Annotated in this window: 32 protein-coding genes; 4 read left to right on the forward strand and 28 right to left on the reverse strand. The window is 44.4% G+C overall.

The features are described from left to right. Positions 1 to 71: 71 nt before the first annotated feature. The 7 genes from QZ407_RS07270 to QZ407_RS07300 are packed head-to-tail and all read right to left on the reverse strand — an operon-like array spanning position 72 to position 4400. The gene (locus tag QZ407_RS07270; RefSeq protein ID WP_295769227.1) at positions 72 to 809 is read right to left on the reverse strand and encodes a metallophosphoesterase family protein; all 738 of its coding nucleotides are present in this window, start codon (positions 807 to 809) and stop codon (positions 72 to 74) included. Between the two features lies 1 nt (position 810). Further along, the gene (locus QZ407_RS07275) at positions 811 to 1581 is read right to left on the reverse strand and encodes a metallophosphoesterase family protein (RefSeq protein WP_295769228.1); all 771 of its coding nucleotides are present in this window, start codon (positions 1579 to 1581) and stop codon (positions 811 to 813) included. After that, positions 1581 to 2666 carry an ACR3 family arsenite efflux transporter gene (gene arsB / locus QZ407_RS07280; RefSeq protein ID WP_295769230.1) on the reverse strand — a complete coding sequence of 362 codons (1086 nt, stop codon included), beginning with the start codon at positions 2664 to 2666 and terminating at the stop codon, positions 1581 to 1583. The genes QZ407_RS07275 and arsB overlap by 1 nt, the downstream gene beginning before the upstream one ends. A 23-nt stretch (positions 2667 to 2689) precedes the next feature. Next, positions 2690 to 3016: a helix-turn-helix transcriptional regulator gene (locus tag QZ407_RS07285; RefSeq protein ID WP_295769232.1), complete on the reverse strand. Its 327-nt coding sequence runs from the start codon at positions 3014 to 3016 to the stop codon at positions 2690 to 2692. Between the two features lie 13 nt (positions 3017 to 3029). After that, the gene (locus QZ407_RS07290; RefSeq protein ID WP_295769234.1) at positions 3030 to 3446 is read right to left on the reverse strand and encodes an arsenate reductase ArsC; all 417 of its coding nucleotides are present in this window, start codon (positions 3444 to 3446) and stop codon (positions 3030 to 3032) included. A gap of 9 nt (positions 3447 to 3455) precedes the next feature. After that, the gene (locus tag QZ407_RS07295; RefSeq protein ID WP_295769236.1) at positions 3456 to 4019 is read right to left on the reverse strand and encodes a DUF6428 family protein; all 564 of its coding nucleotides are present in this window, start codon (positions 4017 to 4019) and stop codon (positions 3456 to 3458) included. 51 nt (positions 4020 to 4070) lie between these two features. Beyond that, positions 4071 to 4400: a metalloregulator ArsR/SmtB family transcription factor gene (locus tag QZ407_RS07300; RefSeq protein ID WP_295769238.1), complete on the reverse strand. Its 330-nt coding sequence runs from the start codon at positions 4398 to 4400 to the stop codon at positions 4071 to 4073. Positions 4401 to 4595: 195 nt separating this feature from the next. Between QZ407_RS07300 and QZ407_RS07305 the strand changes: the two genes are divergently transcribed. Beyond that, positions 4596 to 5681, forward strand: coding sequence for a S1/P1 nuclease (locus QZ407_RS07305; RefSeq protein WP_295769521.1), 1086 nt, complete (start codon positions 4596 to 4598; stop codon positions 5679 to 5681). Between the two features lies 1 nt (position 5682). After that, complete coding sequence (locus tag QZ407_RS07310) at positions 5683 to 5922, forward strand: hypothetical protein (RefSeq protein ID WP_295769240.1); 240 nt, start codon at positions 5683 to 5685, stop codon at positions 5920 to 5922. 27 nt (positions 5923 to 5949) lie between these two features. Here QZ407_RS07310 and QZ407_RS07315 read toward each other — a convergent pair whose 3' ends face one another. The 19 genes from QZ407_RS07315 to QZ407_RS07405 all read right to left on the reverse strand — a co-directional run bounded on the left by QZ407_RS07315 (position 5950) and on the right by QZ407_RS07405 (position 21156). Further along, the gene (locus QZ407_RS07315; protein ID WP_295769242.1) at positions 5950 to 6186 is read right to left on the reverse strand and encodes a hypothetical protein; all 237 of its coding nucleotides are present in this window, start codon (positions 6184 to 6186) and stop codon (positions 5950 to 5952) included. Between the two features lie 45 nt (positions 6187 to 6231). After that, the gene (locus QZ407_RS07320) at positions 6232 to 6702 is read right to left on the reverse strand and encodes a hypothetical protein (RefSeq protein WP_295769244.1); all 471 of its coding nucleotides are present in this window, start codon (positions 6700 to 6702) and stop codon (positions 6232 to 6234) included. Positions 6703 to 6752: 50 nt separating this feature from the next. Beyond that, the gene (locus tag QZ407_RS07325; RefSeq protein WP_295769246.1) at positions 6753 to 8252 is read right to left on the reverse strand and encodes a hypothetical protein; all 1500 of its coding nucleotides are present in this window, start codon (positions 8250 to 8252) and stop codon (positions 6753 to 6755) included. Further along, positions 8239 to 9267 carry a hypothetical protein gene (locus QZ407_RS07330; protein ID WP_295769248.1) on the reverse strand — a complete coding sequence of 343 codons (1029 nt, stop codon included), beginning with the start codon at positions 9265 to 9267 and terminating at the stop codon, positions 8239 to 8241. Before QZ407_RS07330 ends, QZ407_RS07325 begins: the two co-directional genes overlap by 14 nt. A 2-nt stretch (positions 9268 to 9269) precedes the next feature. After that, the gene (gene traM, locus QZ407_RS07335) at positions 9270 to 10292 is read right to left on the reverse strand and encodes a conjugative transposon protein TraM (RefSeq protein ID WP_295769250.1); all 1023 of its coding nucleotides are present in this window, start codon (positions 10290 to 10292) and stop codon (positions 9270 to 9272) included. A gap of 226 nt (positions 10293 to 10518) precedes the next feature. Then, a complete protein-coding gene (gene traK, locus QZ407_RS07340) occupies positions 10519 to 11136 on the reverse strand; it encodes a conjugative transposon protein TraK (RefSeq protein ID WP_295769254.1) in 618 nt (205 codons plus the stop codon). Between the two features lie 5 nt (positions 11137 to 11141). Beyond that, entirely contained in the window at positions 11142 to 12320 is a 1179-nt protein-coding gene (gene traJ / locus QZ407_RS07345; RefSeq protein ID WP_295769256.1) for a conjugative transposon protein TraJ, read from the reverse strand. Positions 12321 to 12332: 12 nt separating this feature from the next. Next, positions 12333 to 12977, reverse strand: coding sequence for a TerB family tellurite resistance protein (locus QZ407_RS07350; protein ID WP_295769258.1), 645 nt, complete (start codon positions 12975 to 12977; stop codon positions 12333 to 12335). After that, entirely contained in the window at positions 12961 to 13647 is a 687-nt protein-coding gene (locus tag QZ407_RS07355; protein ID WP_295769261.1) for a hypothetical protein, read from the reverse strand. The genes QZ407_RS07350 and QZ407_RS07355 overlap by 17 nt, the downstream gene beginning before the upstream one ends. Then, the gene (locus QZ407_RS07360; protein ID WP_295769263.1) at positions 13634 to 14293 is read right to left on the reverse strand and encodes a conjugal transfer protein TraI; all 660 of its coding nucleotides are present in this window, start codon (positions 14291 to 14293) and stop codon (positions 13634 to 13636) included. Before QZ407_RS07360 ends, QZ407_RS07355 begins: the two co-directional genes overlap by 14 nt. Beyond that, positions 14290 to 14595 carry a hypothetical protein gene (locus QZ407_RS07365; RefSeq protein WP_295769265.1) on the reverse strand — a complete coding sequence of 102 codons (306 nt, stop codon included), beginning with the start codon at positions 14593 to 14595 and terminating at the stop codon, positions 14290 to 14292. Before QZ407_RS07365 ends, QZ407_RS07360 begins: the two co-directional genes overlap by 4 nt. After that, a complete protein-coding gene (locus QZ407_RS07370) occupies positions 14592 to 17051 on the reverse strand; it encodes a TraG family conjugative transposon ATPase (protein WP_295769267.1) in 2460 nt (819 codons plus the stop codon). Before QZ407_RS07370 ends, QZ407_RS07365 begins: the two co-directional genes overlap by 4 nt. Then, positions 17038 to 17343, reverse strand: coding sequence for a DUF4133 domain-containing protein (locus QZ407_RS07375; RefSeq protein ID WP_295769269.1), 306 nt, complete (start codon positions 17341 to 17343; stop codon positions 17038 to 17040). Before QZ407_RS07375 ends, QZ407_RS07370 begins: the two co-directional genes overlap by 14 nt. A gap of 10 nt (positions 17344 to 17353) precedes the next feature. After that, entirely contained in the window at positions 17354 to 17842 is a 489-nt protein-coding gene (locus QZ407_RS07380) for a hypothetical protein (protein ID WP_295769271.1), read from the reverse strand. Then, a complete protein-coding gene (locus QZ407_RS07385; protein WP_295769523.1) occupies positions 17839 to 18108 on the reverse strand; it encodes a DUF4134 domain-containing protein in 270 nt (89 codons plus the stop codon). Before QZ407_RS07385 ends, QZ407_RS07380 begins: the two co-directional genes overlap by 4 nt. Before the next feature lie 102 nt (positions 18109 to 18210). Next, a complete protein-coding gene (locus QZ407_RS07390; RefSeq protein WP_295769274.1) occupies positions 18211 to 18744 on the reverse strand; it encodes a hypothetical protein in 534 nt (177 codons plus the stop codon). A 155-nt stretch (positions 18745 to 18899) separates the two neighbouring features. Continuing rightward, the gene (locus tag QZ407_RS07395; RefSeq protein ID WP_295769276.1) at positions 18900 to 19766 is read right to left on the reverse strand and encodes an RteC domain-containing protein; all 867 of its coding nucleotides are present in this window, start codon (positions 19764 to 19766) and stop codon (positions 18900 to 18902) included. A gap of 5 nt (positions 19767 to 19771) precedes the next feature. Next, a complete protein-coding gene (locus tag QZ407_RS07400) occupies positions 19772 to 20938 on the reverse strand; it encodes a hypothetical protein (RefSeq protein ID WP_295769277.1) in 1167 nt (388 codons plus the stop codon). 26 nt (positions 20939 to 20964) lie between these two features. Next, positions 20965 to 21156, reverse strand: coding sequence for a hypothetical protein (locus tag QZ407_RS07405; RefSeq protein WP_295769279.1), 192 nt, complete (start codon positions 21154 to 21156; stop codon positions 20965 to 20967). A gap of 97 nt (positions 21157 to 21253) precedes the next feature. On the opposite strand from QZ407_RS07405, the gene QZ407_RS07410 reads away from it, so the two are divergent. Next, the gene (locus tag QZ407_RS07410) at positions 21254 to 22342 is read left to right on the forward strand and encodes a sensor histidine kinase (protein WP_295769281.1); all 1089 of its coding nucleotides are present in this window, start codon (positions 21254 to 21256) and stop codon (positions 22340 to 22342) included. A gap of 2 nt (positions 22343 to 22344) precedes the next feature. After that, the gene (locus tag QZ407_RS07415; protein WP_295769283.1) at positions 22345 to 23076 is read left to right on the forward strand and encodes a LytTR family DNA-binding domain-containing protein; all 732 of its coding nucleotides are present in this window, start codon (positions 22345 to 22347) and stop codon (positions 23074 to 23076) included. Here the strand turns inward: QZ407_RS07415 and QZ407_RS07420 are convergent. Both QZ407_RS07420 and QZ407_RS07425 read right to left on the reverse strand, forming a co-directional pair. After that, positions 23073 to 26123, reverse strand: coding sequence for a lantibiotic dehydratase (locus tag QZ407_RS07420; RefSeq protein WP_295769285.1), 3051 nt, complete (start codon positions 26121 to 26123; stop codon positions 23073 to 23075). The genes QZ407_RS07415 and QZ407_RS07420 overlap by 4 nt on opposite strands. Positions 26124 to 26224: 101 nt before the next feature. After that, a complete protein-coding gene (locus QZ407_RS07425) occupies positions 26225 to 26593 on the reverse strand; it encodes a hypothetical protein (RefSeq protein WP_295769287.1) in 369 nt (122 codons plus the stop codon). Positions 26594 to 26850 lie beyond the last annotated feature (257 nt).

The raw sequence follows: 26850 nt of genomic DNA on the forward strand, positions 1-26850 counted from the left end.
GCAGCGCTAAGGTAATGACCTAAGATAGCGTTTTCATATCAAACCGCAGATCACTTAATATTACAAATTAACTAATAAGCCTCGCGCAACATCTGCGCAAACTCATCAGGTAACAAACTTTCTTCTACCGCCTTTGCCGACCTCTCGACATCATAAGCGAACCTGATAAATTCGACCTTTACGCTCTCCCTATCGTCGATGGTGCTGTTATCGGTCAAAGTAAGCATGACATAACAACCGTCAGGGTTACCATCTTTGGGTTTACCTACAGAACCCAGATTGATCACATGTTTAAACTTGCCATCGGCATTGATCACCCTGTGGAATGGTTTATGTGAATGCCCCACACATAAAATGTCGGCATTTGCCTCCTGCAACATTTCCACCAAATAGGCCTCATCAGTATCGGCCGACACGTATTCATTCACACTACGTGTGCTGCCATGCGCCAGCACGATATTCAACGGCTGGTCATCGTTCTGCTTATATTCCAACCGGATGTGTGCAGGCAGTGTACCTAAATAATCCCGGTTCGGCCATTTCACTAAATGATAGGCATGCTCCTTACCGCTCAGCTTTAAATGGTGTTCAAGGGTCACCAAATACTTAGCTTTTAGGTCATGATTACCAGCGATGGTCGGTATCTTTCTTTTTCTGACCTCGTTAATGACCTCATTAGGCCAAATATGGTAACCGATGAGATCACCTAAGCAGTACACCGCATCCGCTTCGCGGCTGTCCATATCTGCCAGGAAAGCCTCAAAAGCCGGAAGGTTGGCGTGTACGTCTGAAAATAGTGCTATCCTCATCTTATGCGTTCCTTAACAGGTCTGCATATTCATTCGGCAAAGGGCTATCCTCAACTGCTTTGGCGGCCTTTTCAATATCGTAATCAAAGCGTATGAACTCGACCTTTATGGTATCTTTATCCGATACCGAACTGTTCTCGTTGATATGGAGCAATACATAGCCTCCTCTCGGGTCTTTGTCTTTCGGCTTACCCACGCTGCCGATATTGACGGCGTGACGGTAACGGGTGTCTCCCGATACTTCCGCAGGTAGTATGCGGTGGTAGGGCTGGTGCGTGTGACCAAAACAAAGCACATCTGCATCAGCACTTTCCATGATCCGTAACATGCTTTTTTCATCCCTGTCCTCGAACAGGTACTCGTTCACTTTACGCGGGCTGCCATGCACCAAAAGCACGTTCAACTTATCGTTATTCAACTGATACTCTAAACGGATATGTGAAGGAAGGGTACGCAGGTATGCCCGCTGCTCATCCTTTACGATCTCATTGGTATAACTGATAGAGATCTTACCCATAGCTTTTTCCTCGTCTGTCTTGTAAGCACACCCGCAATCATCACTATGCCGGCCGATGCCGAAGTCATAGTTACCTGTTATAGTAGGTATGCCGCGTTTACGGATCTCATCAATGACCTCGTTCGGCCAAATGTTATAACCTACCAGGTCGCCCAGGCAATAGATAGCATCAGGTTTACGGTTGGCAACGTCCGCAAAGAAGGCTTCTAAAGCAGGCAGGTTGGCGTGTATGTCAGAAAATAGAGCGATCTTCATTATTCAGCAGTGTTTAAGGTTTGAGATGGATAATACTTTTTACGGAAATAGAAAGCAAGGTTGACAAGGGCGATCAGGGCAGGCACTTCTACCAAAGGGCCGATCACCCCGGCAAAGGCTTCGCCGGAATTGATACCGAATACCCCGATGGCTACGGCAATAGCCAGTTCAAAGTTGTTACCGGTAGCGGTAAAGGCGATGGAAGTGCTTCTGCTATAATCGGCACCAAAACGTTTGCCGATAAAAAAGCTCAGGATGAACATAGCGGCAAAGTAGATGACCAAAGGGATAGCGATACGGACCACGTCAAAAGGTATCTGTACGATCAGGCTACCTTTCAGGCTGAACATGACTACAATTGTAAATAACAAAGCGATAAGCGTGATCGGTGATATGAACGGCACATATCTCGTTTGGAACCATTCTTCACCTTTAAGGCTGATCAACGCATAGCGGCTGATGATACCGGCTGCAAAGGGAATACCTAAGTAAATACCTACCGATCTGGCGATCTCATCAATGGTAATATCTACGGCCAAACCCTCCATCCCGAAAAGCGGCGGCAATACCGTGATGAACAGGTAAGCGTAAACGCTGTAAAGTAAGACCTGAAAGATACTGTTCAACGCTATAAGCCCGGCAGCATATTCACGGTTACCTTCGGCCAGTTCATTCCAAACCACGACCATTGCGATACATCGGGCAAGGCCGATCAGGATCAGACCTACCATATAAGCAGGATGGTCACGAAGAAAGATTATGGCCAACACGAACATCAGTACCGGGCCGATGATCCAGTTGAGGAAAAGCGAGGCGGTCAATACTTTGGTATCTTTAAATACCTCGCCCATCTTTTCGTACCGCACTTTAGCAAGCGGCGGGTACATCATCAGGATCAGGCCGATGGCTAATGGGACGTTGGTGGTACCACTGGAAAAGGAGTTGATAAAGTTGGATGAAGATGGTATAAAATAGCCTATACCAATACCTATGGCCATCGCAAGGAAGATCCATAGTGTTAAATAGCTATCGAGGAAGCTAAGTTTTTTACGTTCGGCCACTGGGGCGCAATTGGTTGCTGACATTGTTCTACTGTTTTATCTATATTCTATTGGGGCAGATAGCCCGTGCAAGACAAGTTCATGAGGTCTGCAAAACGCTGGCTGCACAGGTTGAGGTAGATCTCGTTCAACCTGTAATGGGGGATGCGGTCAATGTACCGCATCTCCAGCAATCCAGCTTTTTTCATTGCCAGCAGGTTGTTCTCTATACTTGCCAGTGTGAAGGGTATCGCAATGAACGAACCGGCGCATAGCCAGTCACGTTCCTGTAGCATTGCCCTGAGAATGGTCACACGTACAGGTATTGCGATAGCTCTTGCAAAGTGGGCAAGCTCCTCGTCGGTAATACTTGAACTTGCACGGGTAAAGTTCATGGCCTGAATGAAACTAAACCCGGCTTGCGAAACTCGCAGCAAATACTTTGATCATATCCCGCACCTTCCTGAACTCATCCATCACCTGTTCAGGTGTACCCACAGCTTTTGCGGGGTCAGGGAAGTTCTCATGGAAACGTTCGACCTTTCCCGGAAAGAACGGGCAGGCTTCGTTCGCGTTATCACAGACCGTGATCACCATATCAAAGGGGATGTGCTGGTATTCATCCACATGGTTCGATGTATGCCCCGAAATATCGATATGGTCTTCGGCCATTACCTCAATAGCTTTGGGATTTACCCCATGCGTTTCTATCCCTGCACTATAGATATTTGCTTTGTCGCCTGCAAAGTATCTCAAATACCCTTCTGCGATCTGGCTGCGGCAACTATTGCCGGTACACAGCACTAAAATGTTCTTCTTGCTCATAATGTACTTTTAGCAGCAACCTCCACCGGGTGTACAGGTCGATGACGAACTGGCAAGGTTGACCAGTTGAACAACCGGCTTTTCAGCAGCAGGTGTGCAGCATTCTTCCCCTTTTTCATCGGTGCCGCAACTGCCGCCACGTGTAATGGCTTTGCATTGTACGGCATCGGGGCGCAGGTCGATGGTCAACTGGTCGCCATTTACGTCTATACTATTCGGGAACATTTGGCGGGTGTCGAACTCTGAGTTACCGAACTCGATCTTTACGGTCCCGTTAGGATCTAATGGTAGCATCTTTTCAACGATGTCCACGATGGATAAAGCTTTGCTTACGGTCATTGAACGTTCCTGTTGTTCATTCTCCGGCACCCACAATTGCATAATGATCTCTGTCCAGTTGTTCATTACACCGCCGCAATCCACCGAAGTGATCGGGGCTTGTTTGATCTCCGTGATATGGTAAGCGGCATCTACCAACTTACCTTCTGCATATTGAAATTGCAACTCCAGGTCAGGATGTTGTAACAGGGTCTCTTTAAATGTTTTCCAGTTGATGGCTTCTGTTTTATTCATGGCTTTTAGATATATTGATTGCAATATTGCGATAGATGTGGTCAAAAAAAATCAACAGCAACCGTTAGGGTCTTTGTAAGATCCGAACAAGCCGTTAAGTTCTGCTTGCAAGGTATTCCAAGCTTTCGGCTCGATGCAATAGCAAACGCTTACACCTTCGATAGTGCCTTGTATCAGGCCTGCGTTCTTTAACTCTTTTAAATGTTGCGAGATCGTAGCCTGCGCTAAACCAAGTTCTTCTACCAGGTCACCACAGATGCAGGCATTCGCTCTGATGATCTCCTGCAAAATAGCTATACGGGCAGGATGAGCGATCGCTTTAAGCTGCACAGCTAACTTGTTCTGTTCTTCGGTGAATATCTCTGTCTTTGTAGTTCCCATAATATACATCGCAATATTACGATTAATCTGCCAAATATCAATAAGTTTTTTTAAAATAAAGTGTTATGGGCAAAACTGACATTAAGTTTAGCATCAAATCGGAGTGCCATCTACTAAATAAATTAGTAATTTAATTTATGCTTTACGTTCAATCGTTATCTTAGCGGCATGAATAAGCGAATCTATCTCGCTGCTATGGCAGCTACCTTAACATTAATTTCATGGGGATTCAAAGGGCATCGTGCCGTCGCCACTATCGCGCAAAAACATTTGAGCGCTAACACGGCGTATGTCGTATCAGCCTATTTAAAAGGAGAGCAAATGGAAGATGTAAGTACATGGGCGGATGAGAATCGCAATCCGGCAACCGCACCCTGGCATTACATCAACCTGCCTTTAGGGCTGTCGAGAGACGCTTTTGTAAAAGCGGTTCAGGAAAGTGACAATAACGTTTATACCGCTATCCTAAAAACTGAAGCGACGTTAAAGGATGCAAACGCATCGGCAGATGCCAAAAATGAAGCACTAAAATATTTGATCCACCTGATCGGTGACGCACATCAGCCAATGCACGTGAGTCGCAAGGAAGACAAGGGTGGTAATTCCATTCAACTTCGTTTCAACGGTCAGGGCACGAACCTGCATGGTTTGTGGGACAGCAAATTGATCGATAAGGAAGGATTAAGCCAGGAAGACATTGTTAAAACCTACGATACGGGCAGTTCAACCGACATCAAAAAGTGGCAAAGTGACGGCCCTATTGAATGGCTTTGGGAAAGTTACCAGATAACGACCGAACTTTATGCGAATGCCAAACCCGGCCAGGATATTGATGAATTATATTATCAGAAATACATACCGGTTGTGCGTAAAAGGATCGATCAGGCCGGTATACGATTGGCAGGCGAATTGAATAAACTGCTTGCAGGGCAAAAGGTCAAAGCAGCTAATATGGCCACTGCACCCTCCACAACGTTTTCAGTAAATGCATCAACTTCTGTAAGTCCAACCATTATTAAACTGGAAGAAGCAAAAAACAACATCGGCAAAACAGTAACTGTTATCGGAAAAGTGTTCAGTAGCCGCGACATCGGCAGCATGATACTGGTCAATCTGGGCGCGGCCTATCCCAATCAATTGCTAACGCTGGCCTTAAAGGGGGAAGCCAAATCATTCGGCACACAACTCGATGGCAAAACGATTACCGTAACCGGCCAGGTCATCGACTATAAAGGTAAACCGGAGATCATTCTTACCGATAAAAACCTGCTCAAGTTTTAAGATGAACGAACCTTTTCATTTACATATCGACTATGACGGAGAAGAACGGGAGTTGCCTGCACGATTCGAACGCTGGGGTTATTCCCACCGGTTCGCTGTATTAATTGGCGAGACTGCTTACCATTTTGAACCCGATGAGGAAGATAGTTACCGGGTCATCTCGGAAAAAACCGAATATATCAATGCCCCTGTTGGGCTTCTAAAAGCCATTGCCCGCAAATTAGCAACATTACAGGCATAAAGCATAAAAGCGGGTCATGACCCGCTTTTATGCTTTACCGTATATTTTGATCGCATTGCTCAATTGTTCTTCGGTCTTATGAAATTCTGAAGGACAGGCTTGCGGATCGGTGATCTTGAAACCGCTATTCTCATCACCCTGCATATGAAAACGTTTTCTCTTGTCGTTATACGACACGTACACCTGAAACAATTGAAGCCGTTTAACATTCATGGTAAAGAACTCAAATTGTGCGCCGTCGGCATCGACCGTAAAGTTTCTCATAGTGCAAATATAAGAGCGGGATGGTCAAGCTAAGCATTTTGTTTACTAAGATAAAGCTAACTCCCGCCATTCATCAGCCGGTTTATCGGCTGCTAACGCTGTTTCTGCTAATTGCCAAAGTTGCAGCTCCTTCTCCAAAAAAGTCATGAGTTTTTGTAAGCCTACGTCATGATAAGTAAAAACAGAATTTATACCGTTTTCACTTAACCAATTTTCCTGATAACCTTGTGGCGATAAGGGCTGAATGATCACATCTTTATCCCAATCGAGATCGAAACCAATAAGAAAACCAGAAACCAGCGGCGCTACGGGCAATCCTCCAGGTTTTTCCGGTGTCGATGTCAGGCGAAAATACGCTGCGGGATAATGTCCACCTTCAGTTAACATGATCTCGACTTTGGATAACACCAAGCCGTTCAATGCCATTACATTATCCGTGAGCATTAAAATAAATTTGATCCATTGCTGATCGGTTACCGAAGGGAAAGGGTTGCGGGTTTTGTGAATACTGGTCATAACTTAATTTGTAAAAGGAACGGGTTTTTGAGACCCGTTCCCAATTTGAATTAAACGTGAACTTTACTCTTTTTCGACTGCTTTTTTCCAGCCGCATCCTCCGCGACGCTGGCTTTGTTATTTAATTTTTCGTTCTTTTTGGCTCCCGGCTCCAACAAAACCTCCCGTTTGATCTTTTTCATGTGCTCATCAAAAAGGTCCACGGTTTTGTACTGCGGGTTGGCCGCTACAAAATATTTGGTATTCCCACTTTCAGAGGCCACGGTGATCTGCTGTGCATTACCTTTCTTCAAGGAACGTAGCAGGTCATTTTTAGCTTCGTTTGACTCAAGCTCTTTAATCCCCTTACCGGCAAGCACCTTTTCAATATCATAGCCATAATTCTCATGAAAATGTTTTAATTTCTTATTGCCATTTTCAGTAAGATTCTGGTCATCAAGCGTGATCCAAGCCTGATATTTTTTGCTTTCCAGATTCGTAAGGGTTTTGTGAACCGCCCGGCCTTCCATCAGGTTAAATGCTTCTTTAGCCGTTATGCCACTTCCTTTATTGATATAGAAAGTTTGGTTAATATTTTTAGCAGGATCGTCCTTATGGGGAATGGTCGCATCGTACCTATTGAAAAAGTACATCTCCTTATTGTCGCCAGCCTTGAAATGCAGTACATAGTCTACATTTTTCTGGTTGAACTCATGCCGCAGGGCTAACATAAATTCGGGCGTTTTCGCCTCCATTTTCTTATCCAATTCTGCATTCAAGCTTTCACCAAAGCCAAGGTTCAACAGGCTTTTCTTTAGAAATTCTGCATTCTGTGTATTCATAACTTTATTATTTAAATGAACAATGATTATTTCCGACCTTCTGTCCGCAAAAGAAGCGGCGAGATAGGGTGCGCCCTCACACAAGGCATCGCCAATTGAGGTTCCGCTAAAATGTTTCACCAATAGATGTTCCCAAACCTGCACCGCTTGTGGCGGACCGTCAATCACCCCCAGTTTGTCGAGTTGCTTTTCAAGCCGTCGCATTTCCTTTAATTGAAGATCGGCCGGGTTATCACGATCATAGAACCAATTACCCGGATGCCGATGCCAATCGACATTACTCATCTGGTTATCGAGCTCGTGGGTATTTATACCATGATAATGGCCATGTTCTATGATGGCAGGCAGTGGCAGCCGGTTAAGCTCGGCACGAGTGACCAGACACTCATTCCACATATTATAACGGTCCTGCTCTCTTTCGTAATAAAGAACAGCGAGCGTCTCATTGCGGGTTATATCCGGCTTGAAACTCCGGTCAACAGCGTCATCAGCAAATGACAACATCGAATTGAACCGTTTGAGTTCGAATGAATTTTTCTCATAGCCCACCTCATAGTCGAACCATGTGCGTAATTCGTCCTCGTTGATCTTTTCACGGTAGTTGATGGTAAAGATCGGGTCTTCACCCTTCATTATATGATCACGTAAGGAGTTGATCAACCCAGAGTCGTTGAACCCTAACTTTTTCAACTGCGTACTCAATTCCATAAATTTTTCATCTGATCCCATGACGTACCTTCTTTCTAATTTGGGGAACTACGGTCATTTGTTCCTTTGACCGTGCTAACGTTTGTTTAGCCCGTACGTTCAACTCTTCTGCGGTGACGGGCTTTTGGTCTTTGTCAAATATCTTTAAGTTTCTACCGGCCGGGTCAGCTTGCAGGAAAATGTCCTGGTAATATTGGTCCTGTTTCCAACGGGCGCCAGCCAATTGTCCCATTTCCAGATAGCGGGTCAATTCGACTTTATTGGCCGTGATGGCCGGCATCTTTTCCAATAATTCATTAATATCAAACTTGTGGCTGGTATCGTATTGTTGCAATCCGTCAGGCCCGCTTACCACCCAACGCTGTCGCTCGTTACCCAATGCATCCGTGAAATCTTGCTTTACTGCCCGACCTTCCAGCAGGTTGATGGCCTGGTTGCCATTCATATCGGGCCATTCCCGCATATCGTAGTTGCCGGTATGTGTTTTAAGCCCATCCTTGTAAAGGCTGCACTCCAATCGTTCTAAGTGAAAATTACCGTACGGGTCTTTTTCAAACTGCAAACCGAACCTAACAGCTTTGTTATCGTTCATACGCAGCCCCAAAGGCAGGGAAACTTTATGTAATTCAGCAGGTAGATGGTTTTCCAGTTTACCGGAAAGATAACCGAAGCCGTTATTTTTGAGTTGTGCCGTTAACGCTTGCAGGTTAGCGTTGCGCTTGCGCTCTTTCTGTCTGCGATAAAGCGGGCCATCCAGTAAACGATCTTTTAACCTGAAAAACAGGCGGGACAACAAATTGGGGTGCTGCATTTTTTCCAGTCTTTTGATCTGGTTACGCAACAGAACCATAAATGGCTGTTCATCCGGCCGGGCTTTATCTTGTAGCAGGTGCCGGGCTTGCCGTAAGTGATTCAATTCCAGCTGCCGCATGGTGCGCTCATCAGCCGCCCCCGATCCTATCACCGGTTCCATTTCTTTTTTCCGGTCTTCCCAGGCTTTGAAAGCCAGCAATACCCGGTTCGGTGCATTTCTCATAACTACCGGTTTAGCTTTAACAATAAAGGATATTCGTCGGTCAGTTTGACCTTGATCTTTTTAACCTTCTTGCTGAACAGGTCTTTAGCTGCATTGATACCACCGGCAGCGGCCTGTGCACCAATCGATTGATCCATGCTCAATATCTGCATACCTTGCAGGGTTTGATCTGCATTTCCTGTGGCAACGCCGCTCAGCTCTGCCTCGGGAGCAGGGATACCCGGCATACCATCTTCGCTGAAAACGGTCAATTCCACGGGAATGATCTGTTTCCCCAGCCGTATATTCTTGACAACGACCAGTAAGCGTTGGTTGATGACCTGGCCTACGCCGAACAATTCCTGTCCTTCCGGCAAAAGCTGCCCCTTGATCGTCGCCGTATCGGTCAGTTTCAATTTAACCGTTGCGCCGTCCGCTACTTTTTGTTTACCATCGATAGCGGCAGGTATAGCGCTAAATGGTTTTGCAGGTTGCGCTGGTGTAGTTTTATCCGGCACGGCCGCTGCGGGATTTTGGATGGCCTGTATCTTATCGAGCATTTTGTCAAGCTGCTTCAATTCGGGATCGCCTTCCTCATTTTGGCTGCTGGCCTGCCTCATCATCCGGTTTAGCCGTTTAACCTGGGCCGGTTCGATTTCGTCGGCATCGGAAACCGTACCGGATTGTGGTTCTTTGACCTGCCTGTTCAACTCGGCCAGTTTGGCCTGTATCTTTGCCGCCTGCTCATCAGCACTGGGCGTGGTATCAGCTGTTACCGCGTCGTCGCGGTTCATCCCGATCGAGCGCAGAAATTCCGGGCTAATGCCATTCTGACCCGAATCACGTTGCGCTGCCTGATAGACAGCCATTTTATCGGACCGTTCCTTGTTCTTGAATTGGGCGACCGGCAATTCCGTATCGATCCCTTTATTTTGGACAACTGTTTTATCATTACCTTTTCCACCGCCTAATGCCCAAAAAGCCATGGTTAGGAACGGTATCACCAACAAGGGTAATACCAGCAGGAATTTTTTTTGCTTTTCCATTGTATTTATTTTTTAAGGGTTGTAGAATCTTTCCGCAGTTCCCCCGAAGGCCTACCAATGTTGGTGATCGCCTTATCGACGTACCCCTGCGTATTTAAACCGTAGTACCTGATGCCCATCCAAAGCAGCAGCAGGAACGTTGCGCAGAACAGGACCAGTATGTTCAACTTTCTGTGCTTTCCCATCCGGTTAAACCAACCGTTGAGTTTATTGACCTGTAAGCGTATCATGGTAAATTTATCGTTGTGTCCCGGTTGGCCAGGGTTTGCCATTTTTCGATAAGGAAACCGTGCGGATTATTATCTGACCTACCCACATTGCGCAAAAAGCCCTGGGTAACGAGCAACTTGTGGATGGTCGAAGTTGCGCGGATCAGCTTTTCTTTTGCATAACATTTAAAGTATATGGGATATGTGCTCATATCCAACGATACGCTATCAATTTGTATCTGCTGGCTGATGTTACCCGAGATCAGGTTATTATAATAACTCTTTTCTTTCAGCCCGTTATACTGGTTGCTGGCACTTTCGTCGGCGAGGTAAAGCGCTTTGCGGATATTTTCGTCGATGACCTTCTCGTCCGGGTCAAGGGTGAAAAAGTAGTGGTGGAACATCCGCACATGGTCACGAGCCTCGACGGGTATATTATCCTTACGGTCGGCAGAAACCGCTTCCAATACTTTGCCGTTGGCCAGCACATAAACGCGGCTGTCTGCCTTTTGGTAAGCGTTAAAGCCCAGCCATAAGGCGGCGACCGATACCAAAGCACTGACGATAATGACCAATGCAACGATGCGCTTATTCTGCTGAAAGGCCGTTTCTATATTTCTGAGATGTGTGAACATGGCAATTATTTTTTAAGGTTTCCATTCAGTTTTTCAGCCTGGTGGTCATTATTGGCTTTGCCCACTGTGCCATAGCCTTCAGCGAAATGTGCAGGCGCGCTGATGATGTTACCAGCACCTTGGGTTGCCCTTTCGCTCAACATCTGGCTGAAGTTGGCCGTAGTAAGCCGGGTCACTTTGTTCAACAGGCCATTACCGCCGCCGGGGTGAATGATATAACCGGTTACGGCTGGTACGGTGAAATAGCCGATGATGCCGATCAGCAAAAAGATCAGGTATGCTGTATCGGTCGAGCTAAAAAAAGTATCACCTGCATTTTGTACCTGCTGAATGTCCAGTTTGAGCATATTCTCCTGCACTTTTCCGATGATGCTGCCGAATATATTGGCGACCGGCAACCATAGAAACACATTCAGGTAACGTGCCAGCCATGAGGTGAGGGTATGCTGAAAACCGTCAAAAACGGATAAGCCGAACACAAATGGCCCGAGAATGGCAAGCACTACCAGGTAAAAAGTACGTATGGTATTGATACAAAGTGCCGCCGCTTCGAAGACGACCTGTAGTATCTCACTCATCCACTGCTTCACACTATTGCGGAATTTAAAACTGGCCTTATCCATCGCGAACCTGACATCGTTCCCCAGACCCGACAGCATACCCTCGTTATCACCGGTAGGGTCATCGGGATGCGTGTACTTATACCATTTATCGCGGTCTCCTTCGCCGTCATCCCCCACATACATCTGCCACGTGTCCGTTTTTTCAATGGCGGCCTGCTTCTGTTCCAATAACCGGGCGATGGCTGTATCTGAATTTTTCACCATACTTGCAGTAGCGGTAACTGTGGGTTTCATCACCCCATTGATCAGGCCAATTACCGCCGGAAATAACAGAATGGCCAGGCCAAGTCCGAAAGGCCTTAGCAAGGGATAAACATCGATGGCTTCGGCGTTGGCAATGTGACGCCAGACACGGGCGGCGATATACCATAGGGCACCAAAGCCCGCGATACCGCGTGCAACCCCAATGAGCTGACTGCACAGCGGTAACATTTCATTATAAACATTTTCAAGCACACTCTGAAGGCCGTGCATGTCATCGGCAAGGCCACCGGCACGGCTGAGCAAGGGAATGCTCATGCACGTTATGGTGAGAAAAATGATGATGAATTTCTTTTTCATGATGGTTAGCTTTTAATTTATACCATAGAGTTGTTTGAGCTTTTGGGTATCGTTCAGGTCCCGGCTTCTGTTCAAACTCAGCATGACCGCCTTGCGATTGAACCAGCGTAGAAATTGTAGCTGTTCTGTGCTGCTATTAAAAATGCGGTCAATGGCCCGCAGGCGGTCGTCATCCGACATGCGAAACTTATTTGGGGTCGTGATGCTGCCGAGGTCATCTACATTATTATTGCTTTGTTTGACGACCTGTTCCATTACCACGTCGATATAATTCAATTCCTGTTGGCCGAAGCTGCCGCTTTGGCGGAACAGGTTGCGATACCTTCGGTATTCGCTAAGCAGGTCCTGCTGTTGCCGGATGATCTGATTGATCCTCGGGTTATTCCTTACAGCGGGACTAACGGCCATCAAACCTGTGAGGTAAATGTTATGCAGATCAAAATTGCCCTTAGATAAGTTCGAGATCGTGCCATAACCCTGCTGATATATCTGGTAGCCGGTTTTCATGTCTTTCAGTATCGCTTTGAACTGGGTAAGCTTTTCAATATTCAGCAGCAATTGCTGCATTTCCTGGCTTTGCGCATTCACTTTCCCGGTGAATAGGGCCAAACTCATCACTATTGTGACCAGCGCTTTCCATTTAATGTTCGCTTCCATAGATCGCTTTTAAGGTGTTCACTTCTTTGCTGCTTTGTTTTCGGTGCAGCACATACAGCCTGACCTGCCCGTTAAAATTTGCGGCAAAACGGTAATTGTCCTGCATGTTTGCATAAAGGCGGCCTATTTGCCGGAATCGTTGCTCATCACTCATCCCGACCTTGCCATCTTCCAATATGATTTCGAGGTCATTCAATTGCCCTTCGCAATCCACCAGCAATGCCGCACATACCTTTTTTACATGTGACCTTTCTTCCTGCGTTAGTCCCGGCATCTTTTGTAAGCCATCGGTATGCTTGAGAATATCCTGTTGCCACCGTAGTATCGCAGCTACCTGCGGGTCATTACTTACCAGGGTATTAACTTTTTGCAGCCGTTGATAATAATCACCATGCAGGTCAAATTCCTTACCGAGATACCCGCCGATAGAACCCAGTCCACCTTTGGCGATGTCATAGCCTTTCATCGCATACCCCTTATACATCCACAATGCTGTGATCTGCTGCAACAGGTATTTGCGCTGGGTGCTTTTCTGCCTGAACCACTCTGCAAAAGTTTGTGCCTGCACGGGTTGTTGCATCATCACTAAGCATACCACCGCTAAAACCAGCAGGGTCATATACCGGCGGCATGATTTTCCTACCGTTCTCATCATTTCAATGTATGCCATAATATTGTTTGATGGTATTGATCTCGTTGAGGTCCTTACTTCGATGCAGGCTCAGGATCGTATTCTGGTTGTTATATTGTTTCAGGTCACTGTAGTTCTCATCAAGCCGGTCGCCCGCTTTACAGATCATTTCAAGCCTTTGCTGATCGGTCATCTGTGTTTTACCGGGGTTGATCGCCAGCATTACCTCGTCAAGGTTTTTCGCACTGGCATCCAGTATGCCCAGATAGACCTTTTGCATTTCCGCCAGTTCTTCGGGGCGGAAGTGTTTATCACCATTAAAAAGTTTCCAGGCTCGTTGATATTCACTTACCAAAGCGATCTGTTTTAGGGACAAGTCCTTCACCCGCTGATAATAAGCAATGGCAGCCTTCACTTTTTTAAGTTCCTGGTAATACTCGTCATACAATTTCTTTTGCTTTTCTGACCAGTTAGAGATCTCGTCCAGCCGAAATTTCGACAGGGTGTTTTCCAAAGTTTTTTGAGCGTTCTGCAACCAAATCGTTTTGTTTTGCATGCGTTGCACTTGCAGATCGATAGCTTTGATCACTTTTTTAACGACCGTCGTGATGACCTGATATTGGGCATGGGCATGTGTGCCGAAAGCTAACAAGCCTGCGATCAACCATATTTTCAGTGTTTTCATAACTGTTTGCGGTAAATAGTTTGACCAATAATGAGTTTCCCGCCCTTAAATTTAATGACCGGGGTATTTTCGTTGCCCAGCGGCCAGGTCCGGGTTTTCCAGGCTTTGGAGAGCAATTTGCCGTTCCTTAGCTTTTGATAGCCCGTGCGTCTGGTAACGAAGTTGCCCTCCACAATAAGCGTATCATCTGCAACGGCGTACTCACCTTCGATATGCGATGTGTAGATACCATCGTTATCCCCCTGATGGTGGCAGGCGGCGATCACTATCGCAGCCAAAATGCCTACAACGATCTTTTTCATGCGGCTTTCTCCTTTCCTTCATTTTCTTCCTGTACGATGACGGCGATGGCCTTTTTGATGTCGCCGTATATTTTTGTATATTTTTTAACCTTAGCCTTTTCAGACGCTTGGGTAGTATATGTCCAATATTCTTCCCGGCTAACCTCGGTCCGGTAAACACGGGACAATTGCCCGTTCAGACTGATGAAAACTTCCTTATAGTGGTAGCGTTCATCATTAGCCCGGTTCATGCTCATGATCAGCGCGGTTTCTTTATCGGTAATACCCAATAGAGCCTGTATTTTTGGAAAATCGTTCTGGTACTTGCGCTGGTCGAGCAGTATCTTACAATCGCTATTGTTGATGATGGCCTGCTTGACCACGGGTGAGCTGATAATGTCCTCGATCTCTTGTGTGACCACGATAGCTTCCCCAAAGTATTTCCGTACGGTTTTGAACAGGTATTTGATATACTCAGCCATTCCCTCTCTGGCTATGGCTTTCCATGCTTCTTCGATGAGGATCATTTTCCGTACCTCCCTCGGCAACTTGCGCATTTTGGAAACGAAGGTTTCCATGATAATCAGCGTAACGACCGGAAAAAGTATGGGATGGTCTTTAATATTATCCAGTTCAAAGACGATAAAGCGGCGGTTTAGCAGGTCAAGGTTCTCCCTGGCATTGAGCAAGTAATCGAACTCTCCGCCTTTGTAGTAGGGCCGCAGTACGAATAGCAGGTTATCGATGTCGAAATGCCTGTCCTTAACCTTACTGGCCTTCATGGTTTCGTAGAACGGCCCTTTCAGGAACTCATAAAAACTGTCAAAACATGCAAAGCCGTCTAATTGCTCATAGTAATGAAATAAGGCATCAGATATGGCAATATATTCTGAGCGCTGAACGTCCTCATCTTCCCGTTTCCACAAGGCAAGCAACATGGCTTTGATACTCTCTCTTTTTTCAGTGTCCAGCGAGTCACCATCGCCGATGTAGAAGGGATTGAAACTGATCGGTTTGTCCTCGGAGTATGTGAAATAGTAGCCGTCGAGGAAATCACATAGCCCTTCGTAACTATGCCCGACATCAACCACTACAATATGTGCGCCCTGCTCTGCATAGCTTCGCAGCATGTGGTTGGTAAAGAATGACTTACCGCTACCGCTGGGGCCGATCAGAAACTTGTTGAGATTGGTGGTTATCCCTTTTTTCATCGGCTCATCGCTGATGTCCACATTTAAAGGTTTTCCGCTTAAGCGGTCGCCGAGGCGAATGCCGCAAGGTGACACGCTGCTGCGGTAATTCGTCTCCATATTTAAAAAACAGCAGGCTTGTTCGGCGAAAGTATCGAAGGTATCGTTCAAGGGCAGATCCCCTGCATTGCCCGGCAGGCCTGCCCACCATATCTGCGGTGCGCCGTCAGTTTCCTGTTTCGGCTGTGCATCGAGCTGGGCCAAAGCAGAGCTAACTTTATTTTTCACCTCGTTCAATGCTTCAGGTCTGTCTGCCCAGGCCAGAATATTAAAATGCGCTTTAACGGGGAGGCGTTGCTGGCCGATGGCCTCGTTCAGGAAATCCTGCGTTGCATCGTGCCCGATGGCATTTTCCCGTGAGTAAGCTGAAAGTGAACGCAGCCTTAGCTTCTTGGCTTCGAGCGCCTTGATGGTTTTGGCCGGGTCGCCTATGACCAGGTATTGATTGTAAATATGGTTACAGTCAAGTAATGCGCCAACGGGACTGGCAAAGCCAGTACTAAATTTGGTCTTGTCGGTACTGTAGGCATCGTAGGTTACCCGTGGCCCGCAAAGTGCAGGCAGGTCATTAGCATCTGCCAAGGTATACAACTGGCAATGGTCATCGCCGATCCTGATCCCATCTTTGAGATGCAGGTCGCGTAAGACCGGCTGCTCGCCTTTACCCAGCAGGAAACAATATTGTTCCAGAATGCCTGCCTCGCTTTTGGTACCCGCCAATTCATCGTCGTTCAGCCGCCGTAGTTTTAGCAAGCCACTATCTTCCAAAACTCTTTTGAATTGGCCCGCGTGATCGGTAAAGTCGCGCATCAGTTCCGAAGAGATCACCTCTTTGGGTGTAATATGCCTGCGCATCAAGGTGCTAAACGCACTGCTGGCCGGTTTAAAATTCTCAGGTCTTTTGGTCAGCATGAGCAGGCAGCGGTGAGCCAAAAACGGTCTTTCATTAAAAAAGCGTTCACTCGACCTGCTTAAAAAAGTATTATCCTTAAAAGTGGCCTTATAATTGGCACTGGTGAACCAGTCCTGTTTATGCAGAACACTGTTTTTGGGAAGTAGCCTGATGGCTTTAAGCCAGGCCTGATGAAGGGCAAGGTATTCTTCGTTGGACAGCGTAAACAATTCCGGCAGGGTCAATTCATAAGCGACCGTTAAATCACCATGCACCGAAACCATAGATTCGTTCTCGACCTTGCAGATCGGAAATATTTGCTCAGCGTTTTTCATAAAATAGTCTCCTCGTATTGAATTTGATATATACCGGCAGATTTCTTTTAGCAGCTTTCTTCATCAGGCCATGTTCCCCATAGCGATGGCTCATGGCAAAGACCTGATAAAAAAGGCCACCGCCAAGGCCGATGATGATCAGCAGGCACAACCAAACGGGTGTGCCTGCGATATAAAGGATCGCGAACAGGACGAGCAAAGCGACCAGCCCGCCACCTAAGTAACCAATGTATTGTGCCTTGAGCCCCTTGAACTCAATAGGCCTGTTGATACCTTTATTGATGGCGTACATAAATCGTGATCTAAAATTGAAACCTTTCCACGCTGGCAATCGTGTCATGGGACACACCACCGTGGCTGAATACACCGATCTTTTCCAGTTCAAAACCCCGGCTTTGCCCCATAACGATGGTATGATAACCGAAAGTGATGACCTTCCCCGCAGGTTTGAGATGCTTTACCAATGCATCTTTAAGCGACCGCAACGGGTCATGCACAACTTTTAAAGCCAATTCTATCTCATTACGGTAGGCTGAAAGCGGATCGAGCAGGATGGTATCGAATGGGCTACCAGACCAATTATCAAGAAAGGTTACAGGCTCTAAATGAAAATCAGCATCAGCTCGCAGATCAATATCGTTTCTGATCTCATCTACGTTCAGGCGGGTGACCCCGGCAAAAAGGTTCAATACGCTGCCTTCGCAATGGTCCTCGACCCATTTGCGTATCGGCTTCACCGAAAGCGTGTAACGGTGCAACGGGCAGCAGATATGATCAATGATCGTTTTCATATACCAAAGAATGATTTAAGAATAGTAGATACGACGACCAGGAAAATACAGGCACCGAACCAACTGGAGGCTACTTTTCCGGTGTCCTGTTCTCCGTCGCTCCATTTTTTATAAACTTTTACCGCGCCAACCAGGCCGACAATAGCGCCAATGGCATACATCAGATTCGTGCCGCCATCAAAATAACTTTTGACCTGGTTGGTCGCTTCCGAAATGCCGGCATTGCCATCTTGTGCGTAAAGTGGGAATGCCAATCCTATTGCCATAAAGAACAGGACGATCTTTTTGACCGCTACATAATTGAATGATCTGGCTTTTGATGCTAACGTTTTCATACAAATAACTTTAATGGTTAAAAATTCGGTGAATTAATTGGGGATCGACCGGAGGTCCTGAATACCCAGCTTGAACGGCAGCTTCCCTTTGCTCAATTCGATGATCTGCTTTTTAAGCGCTGTCCAGTTGGCCGACACATTGGCGGCGGCATAAGGTTCTAACTGAATTTTGAGAAGCGACAAGAAACCGGGCTTGTCGTCCATAGCATGGAAAGCGGTGATGAGATCGGTAACCTCTCCAAGTAAATGTTGCCGTTGTTCTACCGAACGCTCTTCTTCCTCCTGTGCAACATCTGTTTCAGGTGATGACGGTTCGCCATCCGGTTCGATCAGAAATTGGAGTTCGTCGCCCTCTGAAAAGGAAACGCCGGGTTCCGGTTGCGCCTTGCCCATAACCTCAAAGGATGATGTCTCAGGTTCGGGTAATGCGGGTTGGCCTGACTTTTTGTTCTTAAGAAAAACCGCTATATCGTTTTGGTAATACCGTAAAAGAACAAAAGCGTAATAACTGGCGGAAATCAGTAAAAGGACAGCAAAGTATTGCTGCCAGGAAATGGATGACAACATAAGTCTTTGATTTAAAGAGCACCGCACCATGCGGCGATCCGTAAAGCAAAGGTTGGGTTAGCTAAAAATCCTTTTTCACACCTTATACATGAGGTAGGTGTTTTTTTTTCGAATAAAGCATCGAAATACCTATAAAATTTGGAAATGACGGTTTACTAAAACCGTAACTTTTGCTGCGATGAGAAATCCTCGTCCAATTTTTCATCAATTCTCCTGAGCAAAGCCAATTTTAGCTTATCCAAAAATGAAGTAAGTTCTTTTTTGCGACGGGTAATGTCCGTGTATTTGTGGTAGTAGGCACCAAGGTCAACATGAAACGCAGTCTGGAAAAAACCGACCGCCGTTTTGATCTCTGCATTGCCATTATTAAATACCCCCAGCGCTACCAAAGCATATATCAATTCAACCAGATCGGTTTTGTTGAATGTCCAGGTAAGAGGAAATTCAATTCCTGTCTCCTGGGGTGGTTCGTCATGTAAGATGATCCGCTGTAGTTCAAGATTCAAATAGTCCTGGTATTTCTCGTTGGCGATGATCTTGGAAAGTTTGTAGTCGTGGCTGGTAGAGTACATTTCGTCTTCTTCAAAATCTTCGAGTTCTGCCTGTACATCGAAGCCCCCTCGTGTAAAATAGATCTCATCCATTTGTGATGACCCAGACCGGTAGTATTGGTAAAATGCCTGGTTGTGGTCGAAAAAGCGTTTGAGATCAGCCAGTTCATATGTGATATAATCCTTGACGATCTCATCTCCACCAAGCGGCTTTTGCATGATGAAGTTATAGACGTTAATGAAAAAAATATACTTGCTATAAAACTGTGGCTTAATTTCTTTAAAAAAGTTCATTTCCTCTTGTTTGTCCTCGAAAGCATAGCTGGATATATAGTTCTTCAGCTTTGCCATTGCTTTCTTACACAATAATATCGACGCACGATACTGTTCTTCGATCGTATGCACATTCAACGGTACTTCATTTAATTCCCTGTCCAAGGCACCAAACAAACGTTCAGCAAATATTTTCATAACTGTCAGGTTGGAAAAAACATTTTATTAATTCTTGTAACCATTTTAAGGAGGAGGTCTTTGACCACTGCGGCTGTGAACTGATCGCTACTGTAATACAGTTTGTTCATATTTCCTGCGGATATATTCTCTTGTTTTTTACTGGTATAATTCGCTGAAAAAAATCTGATGATCGCTGCAATGTTCTTGATCGCAAAAACCCCTTCATCATACAATAGCCTGATCAGTAATGCCATCTGTGCTACTGTTAACTTTAGTTCCAATTTTTCGATCTGAACGCTGTCCGATAGATCATAAGAGTAAGATTCCTGTTTTATGAATTCAGCTAACCAGTTCTCCAATTGAATATTAAGCGGTGCAAGCTTCGGATCATAGCTGATCTTATTATTCACCTGTAATGATTTTAAAGAAAGCAACTGCTTATTCAAGAAAAACGACTGGTCCTCAGAACGCACCAATTGTTTTTTTGTGATCATATCTTCCTGGTACCAATGACAAAATCCGCTTTGATTAAAGTTCAAATAAAACAAGACCTCGATAACGGCATGTGTCAGGTCCCGGCCACCCCCGAACGTTATAGCAGCTTCGACCATTTCTATGAACGATAAAGTAAATTCAGCAGCTCTATAGTTTAATGTAGGATTGCTGTCCGAACTGATGAAAGGGGATAAATAATCGCGGATACAAGCCTTTAAACCTAAGTCGATCTCCACATTTTGTAATTCAGCACTTAATTTCTCCGCGTCATCGGCCAGGCGCTTTCTCACATCTGCTATGACCGCATCCGGTATTTTACCATTCTCATCAATGTAGAGGTTAAAATATTGGATCTGAAAATCTTTCAAGTTGAGGAGACAATTCAAAAGCGTACCCGCATGCTGAATAGTTGCATCTGGTTCATTGCTAACGGCACTTCCATAATGTTGAACCGCATAGAAAAGCTTATCAGCCAACTCGACAATGATCTGCTGTTGAAATGCCACATAACGTTTGATCACGTTTTCTTTAGGTTGGTTCAGCAACAGGTCGGTCCAGACCTTTTTAATGCGTTGGCATTCGGTTGAGATCCGTTTTTCCAAATCATTTTTTTTTGCAGACGCGCTATCTCCTTCAAGTATTGCAAGCATGTTTGCCGTCCACTCTGCCAGCAGCTTCAATTCATCCTTTAACATTGTTTAATTTTTAATTAAATTGCCAATTACAGCTTGTGCTGTCCCTGTTCGCCCGGTTTCCCAAAATGGGACTGATGACTGACCGTTGTCAGGATCGTAATGGTCGTGTTGGTAGGATCTCCTACTGTTGTTTCAAAGCCGTTGGTATCAGATAAAGGGTTGAAACGGTACAGTCTGCTGGTTTTTTTCCTAAAGAGTTTTGCGTTTGGATTTTTCATTATGATAACTTTTCTCTCAAAATCCGAGTACAAAAGATCATATGAAACTTTGTTACACGCACGACACGTTGCAGTAGAAACATAACATTCGATGACAATGGGATTACATTTTGACCTTATCTTTTTTGCAAAAAAAGACCTTAAAATTTTCCTCCGGGACCTATCCGGGTGGGGTATTTTCATTGCTTATGAGTTAACCTTTATCTTATTTACCAGTGGTCACATCAGCAGGCCATTCGATGTTGTGTGTTATTATGCACTGAATATTATCCTGTTCTATTTTAATGCATTGGTGCTGTTCCCTTTTGGCATTCGATCCAAAGCCCCGTCTATTATTGTCATTCCGATCCTGGTCATCATCGAGATGGTAATTTACCTGATCATTAAATACTGTCTTGATTATTTAATGTCTATCCCTGCCGATGGGTTCCCTGAAGAACTTTCCTACATCAAACTGATGCTGGTACCTAATATTTACAGGGGCATCTATTTTATTGGTTTCAGTGCGCTGTACTGGTCGATTCTAAGAACAAGCGCATTCCGAAACAGGGCATTTGATAGTGAGACGAAACGACTCTCGATCGAGAAGGAAAATGCCGAACTGGAAAGGAATTTGGCAGAGGCCATGAATGCTTACCTGCAACAGCAGATCAACCCTCATTTGCTGTTCAACACACTGACTTTTATCCACAATACGTATTACAAACATTCAAAAGCTGCTTCACAGTGTGTCATGCTATTAGTTGACATCATGCGTTTCACGCTGGACGACGTTGACATCAATGGCCGGACGCAGCTGAGTAAAGAACTGGCACAAATCGAAAATTTCATTGAGATCAACCAGCTTCGGTTTGACCACGAACTTCAAATCGATTTCCAATTAAGAGGTGATACAGAAACACCAGTAATTATTCCGCTGGTGTTGCTCACACTCACAGAAAACATATTCAAGCATGGTTATTTAAGGAAAAAGGATGGTCATGCTAAACTCCATATATCAGTCAATGAAAGAAATGAGTTAACATTTTCAAGCTGGAACCTCAAGAAGCACCAGCCTGAAAATAAACGTATCAAATCTTTAGGTATTAAGAATGTAATTAAGCGGTTAGAACACAGCTATAAGCATCAATATGATTTGAGGATGGTAGATGGGAATGAAAGTTTTGCGGTAGAATTAAAGATGTAACTATGAGTTTAAGATGTTATGTAGTAGATGATGAACTCCACTCGGTTGAGATGCTGATCGAGTATATTGAGCAAACGGATGGTCTGGAACTATACGGTTTTTCCACCAACCCATTAATTGCGCTAAATGAAGTCGCAGGAGCCGATCCTCCAGACATTACCTTTTTAGATATTGAAATGCCGGAGTTGTCAGGGATGGAATTTGCTTCGTTAGTAAACCTGTACACAAGGATCGTTATCACCACCGCGTTCCAAGAGTTCGCTTTCGAAGCCTTTGAAAAGGAAGCTTTTGATTTTCTGTTGAAACCAATCAGTTATCTGCGGTTCAGGAAATGTATCCAAAGAATACAAAGAAATATCGCGACAACAACACCTGTGGTAGAAAAAAAGCGGGATTACTTTTTTGTGAAGACAGAAACGCGAGGTAAAATGATCAAAGTGCCTATCAATGACATTCTTTATGTAGAGGGCGCTCAAAATTATATCAAGATATACGTAGGCAAAGAGGTCATTATGCCGTATCTGACTATCAATGAAATCGAACAGTATCTGCCATTGGACCATTTTGCCAGAATACATCAATCATTCATTATTAATACAGAAAGAATAAAAGCTGTAGAACCGTCGAGGATCACTATGGAGGATGGGACACCTATTAATTTGGGACGTTATTACAAAGAACCGTTCCTGGAGAAGATGAACGCCTTATTACTCAAATCAAGACGTAGGTTTTAAAGGCCGATCTTTCTTTTTGCCCGCTTTGACTGTAAGTATTTGTAAAGCACATAGTAAACAACAAGCTCATGGTTACGCTGCCGGTCAACAAATATGCGGTTAATATGCATATGGATGAGATCCGCCAAAAACTGCGTTCTGCGTTTGGCTGTGAATTTGGCTGACCTTTGACTTATCTTTTTGAGGTTAGTTGAAAACAGGTCAATCGATGATCTTAAACCCAACTTATCGTAAAAAGTAACATCAGCTAAAAGACGGTCAATTTCTGCTCTTATTTCACGGAATTTTATGTCTAAATCTACCTTCAAGGTTTTGTCTGAAGAAAATTCGGCATAAAAAACATTGACCATGCGTTCTAAAAAGGTAATCTGCTCATCAATATTTATGATAAACGTTTCCAACACCTGCATGACGGAAATAAATGCGAGACTATGGTAGGCGTAAGTAAACGATCTCAAACGACTTTTTTGAATAAAATTCAAGACCAGCTTACTGCTTCCGTAGAAGAAATTCTCGACTAACTCCATTACATCTGCACCATAGCGCTCTACCTCCCGCCTGTATATATCGGCTTGATATTCTCGTATCAAGTGAAATTTAACGGTGTCATTGAGGCGCTTTTTTAAACCGGATAGGACTGGACCGATCTCCGTTTCTTTGACCTGTAATCTCAAACGAATGTGGTAAGCCGAATCCCTGTAGCGTATAAAGAACCAGGAATGAAGCAGGTCATTTTCAATTTGCGATAAAAAAGGAAGCAATTTTTTGATAAGCAGGTCATTGGCAATGGCTGGGTTACAGTAGATCTTCAAATAAATCCATTTGCTACCTATAATAAAGTCTGATGGAAACTGCTGTTCCGGTACAGGTTCATCCGCGCGTATCCCTGGGTAAACTTCCTGCGTTTTATATAAAGAAGCAACAAACTGGTTGACCATTACCTGGTTACCGGTGTGGTCCATTACGATCGGAGCAGGTTTGATGAATTCCTGTAAAACCGCGCCCGATCCACGTTTGAATGAATCGATCAAAAGTTTTATTTCTTCTTCAATACTCAGATCAAACACCAATTGCTGGTCAAAATTGCTTAAAGAAACGAACTGTGGCAAATTTAATCTTGCTTTTACGAAGTTGAAATTTTTGACAGCATCAACTTCTTTCATGTTTTTTAAATGGTTTACTTCAACGGCCGAGAGATGCCAAGTTGCCAAACAAAGAATAACCTTGTTATAACTGACCCGTGGATATGAGGGCATTTCAGGAAAATAATTTTCCAAATTTAATGTGTAAGAGCCCTGTACTCCCTGGTACTGAAGGTCGCAAAGTAATCTGAACACGGCTAAATGATTCCGGTTGTAATTGTATGCGGAGGATAGTCGCGGAACGATCACTTTGTTCAAACGTTTGGATTCTAACACCAATTGATCGCCGACGACAGATAGCAAAAGGTCAGATAGTGCAAGTTGCTTTTCTTTAGGCAAAGTGGAACGGACATTAATGGGAATTTCGTAATCATAACTATGTGGCCTCCGGTTTATGTTATCGGCATGCTGGTCAGACAGCTGGCCTATATCCGCAAAGATCACGTTCGGGTTCGCCTGCTGTTCCTGCGCCGATAAAAACCTGGTTAGCATGAGAATATCCTCACTCCAGGCGGCAAAACGGCCGAGCAGGGCAGTTGCGGTTACGCCACCAACCGATTCCAAATACGTACCCTCTTCCAACACCCTAAAAAGAACGGAAATTGTTGGAGGGGATTGGAGCGCAGAATCTTTGTTTAAAGAGATCAGATCTTCATTCGTCAATTCGATATGGTTCATCCCGTTCTTAATAGCTGCCCATTTTGAAAGCAATAAGCGGTGGGTAGTTGACCATGCAATCCTACGGTCGTTCGTTTTGGGAGCCTTAAAATTGACATCCCGAAGTAAATCTGCTTGGCTGTCAACCTGAATAATGGAGCCATACCCAATGCCAATATCTGGATCAACCGCCTGCAGTAAAGGTATTTTTTGTTTATCATATTTCAGTTTGAAAGCATTGATAAATTCCTGCAACATCGCCGGCTGTTGAGAAGTAACTAATAAAGAAAGAGCTAACAGGCCATCGCGAATATCCTGCTGGTAATGACTGTTGAGATCGCCGGACACTACACTTTCCAACCCAGCGTAAAAGAACTGCTTAGGATGCAGGTCCTTTTTAACATCCAATAATAGTTTCAGGCGTTCGCTGACAGAAAGGAGTGTATCCAATTCATGCAACTGAACCCTTTTCAAATCACTTATCATGTCCCGCAGCTCCTGACCGAAAGCGGTACTGCCAAGCTTCTCACTCAGCATTCGGTCTAAATAATCTTGCCCAATAATATTAAGTGCTGTGTCGGTGGTGAGAATACCAGCTGTTTCCAAAAAAGCCAGATAATCTCCTGCGGTAGGCGCATCGCAGCCAGTAAGCGATCTTATATAATCAATAATCTCGCTACCATGTTTACCACCATCACTCAAATAATCCTGAATCCCAGTGGTAAGCTTATTTCGCCCGAATGATTCCAGGTCAAAAAACATATGAGTCTTATCGGCTGAATAACTTGTCTTTATAAACCTATAATCTTTACCCCAGGAATAAAGTGCCGAATTAAGCACGTAGAATTTACTTATACACTCTAATTTGCCAATTTTTTCGTTTAGTGCTTGGATAATCTCTTGGTCTATATTTAAATGAAGTTTGAAGTTCGGTGTAATAAAAAGTTTATGTTTTTCACCTTCAGCCCATTTTGTCACAGTGAAAGAACTAAAACTTCCAAATGGTGTTGGCCGATAACAATATCTGTTTAAATAGCGTTCAATTGAGTTCTTTTCTTTGCGCGTGAGGTCAGGCCACGAAAATTTTTGTCGTTGTAGAATTTCAAATAAGCTTGAATTTGCGAGAAACAGGGATGTTTTAAAATACTGGCTTGCCATCAAATCTTCTCGTTTGGATGACAAATGTTCTTCGAAAGAATGAAAGGGGACCCTTAAGATTAGTGAATTATAAATCTCATATTCTGTCATAAATACGTTAGGTAAAATAAAACCTTAACACGCACTAAGTCATGACATTTCATTCTTAAGATAAGACGCTGTAGTATTCAGAGAAGAGGAAATTGCAGAAATTATTTGTTGTTAAGCTTTTCAGTAATAACTTTATTGTGCTCTTCAAGAAGCGTATAGTATCTATCCCGCCACTTGTCTCTTTCTCTCTCTAATTGTTCATAGGTCAACTTATCGTTTGATGTCGACGAAATGCCTTGGCTTTCGAGATAATCTGCCATTTCAGGGATTTCAAATGAAAAATCATGATTAAGAGCCTTGCCATATTTGTATAAAATTTCTAACGACAGATCAGGTTTTGATTTGTGAACATAGAATGTTGACTGATCATAACCAGCCTCTTTAACCATTTTTACTATAGATAAAGAACTTCTCTTGGCTACTGCGTGTAAGATTGCGCCTCTATGAATGGGATATTTCTGATTTTTCAATTACCTCTTAATGCTTAGTTATCCCTAAGCTAAATCAATTCTATGCTGAATATTTTGCCGAATTTTATTGAAAATACTCTTATAAATACCTATTATTGTCTATATATGTCTAATTAATATTCTAATTATTCTATTGTGGACAAAAATTGATGATAAAATAGATTGAATTCATAAATTGCGGTTCAAATAAAACGTGAACTGCTCACGAGCCTCGTCCTAAAATCTGGAAAATTTCACACGAGTGTAAGTAGAGCATC

It is taken from the genome of uncultured Mucilaginibacter sp. (assembly GCF_913773635.1).
Lineage (GTDB): Bacteria > Bacteroidota > Bacteroidia > Sphingobacteriales > Sphingobacteriaceae > Mucilaginibacter.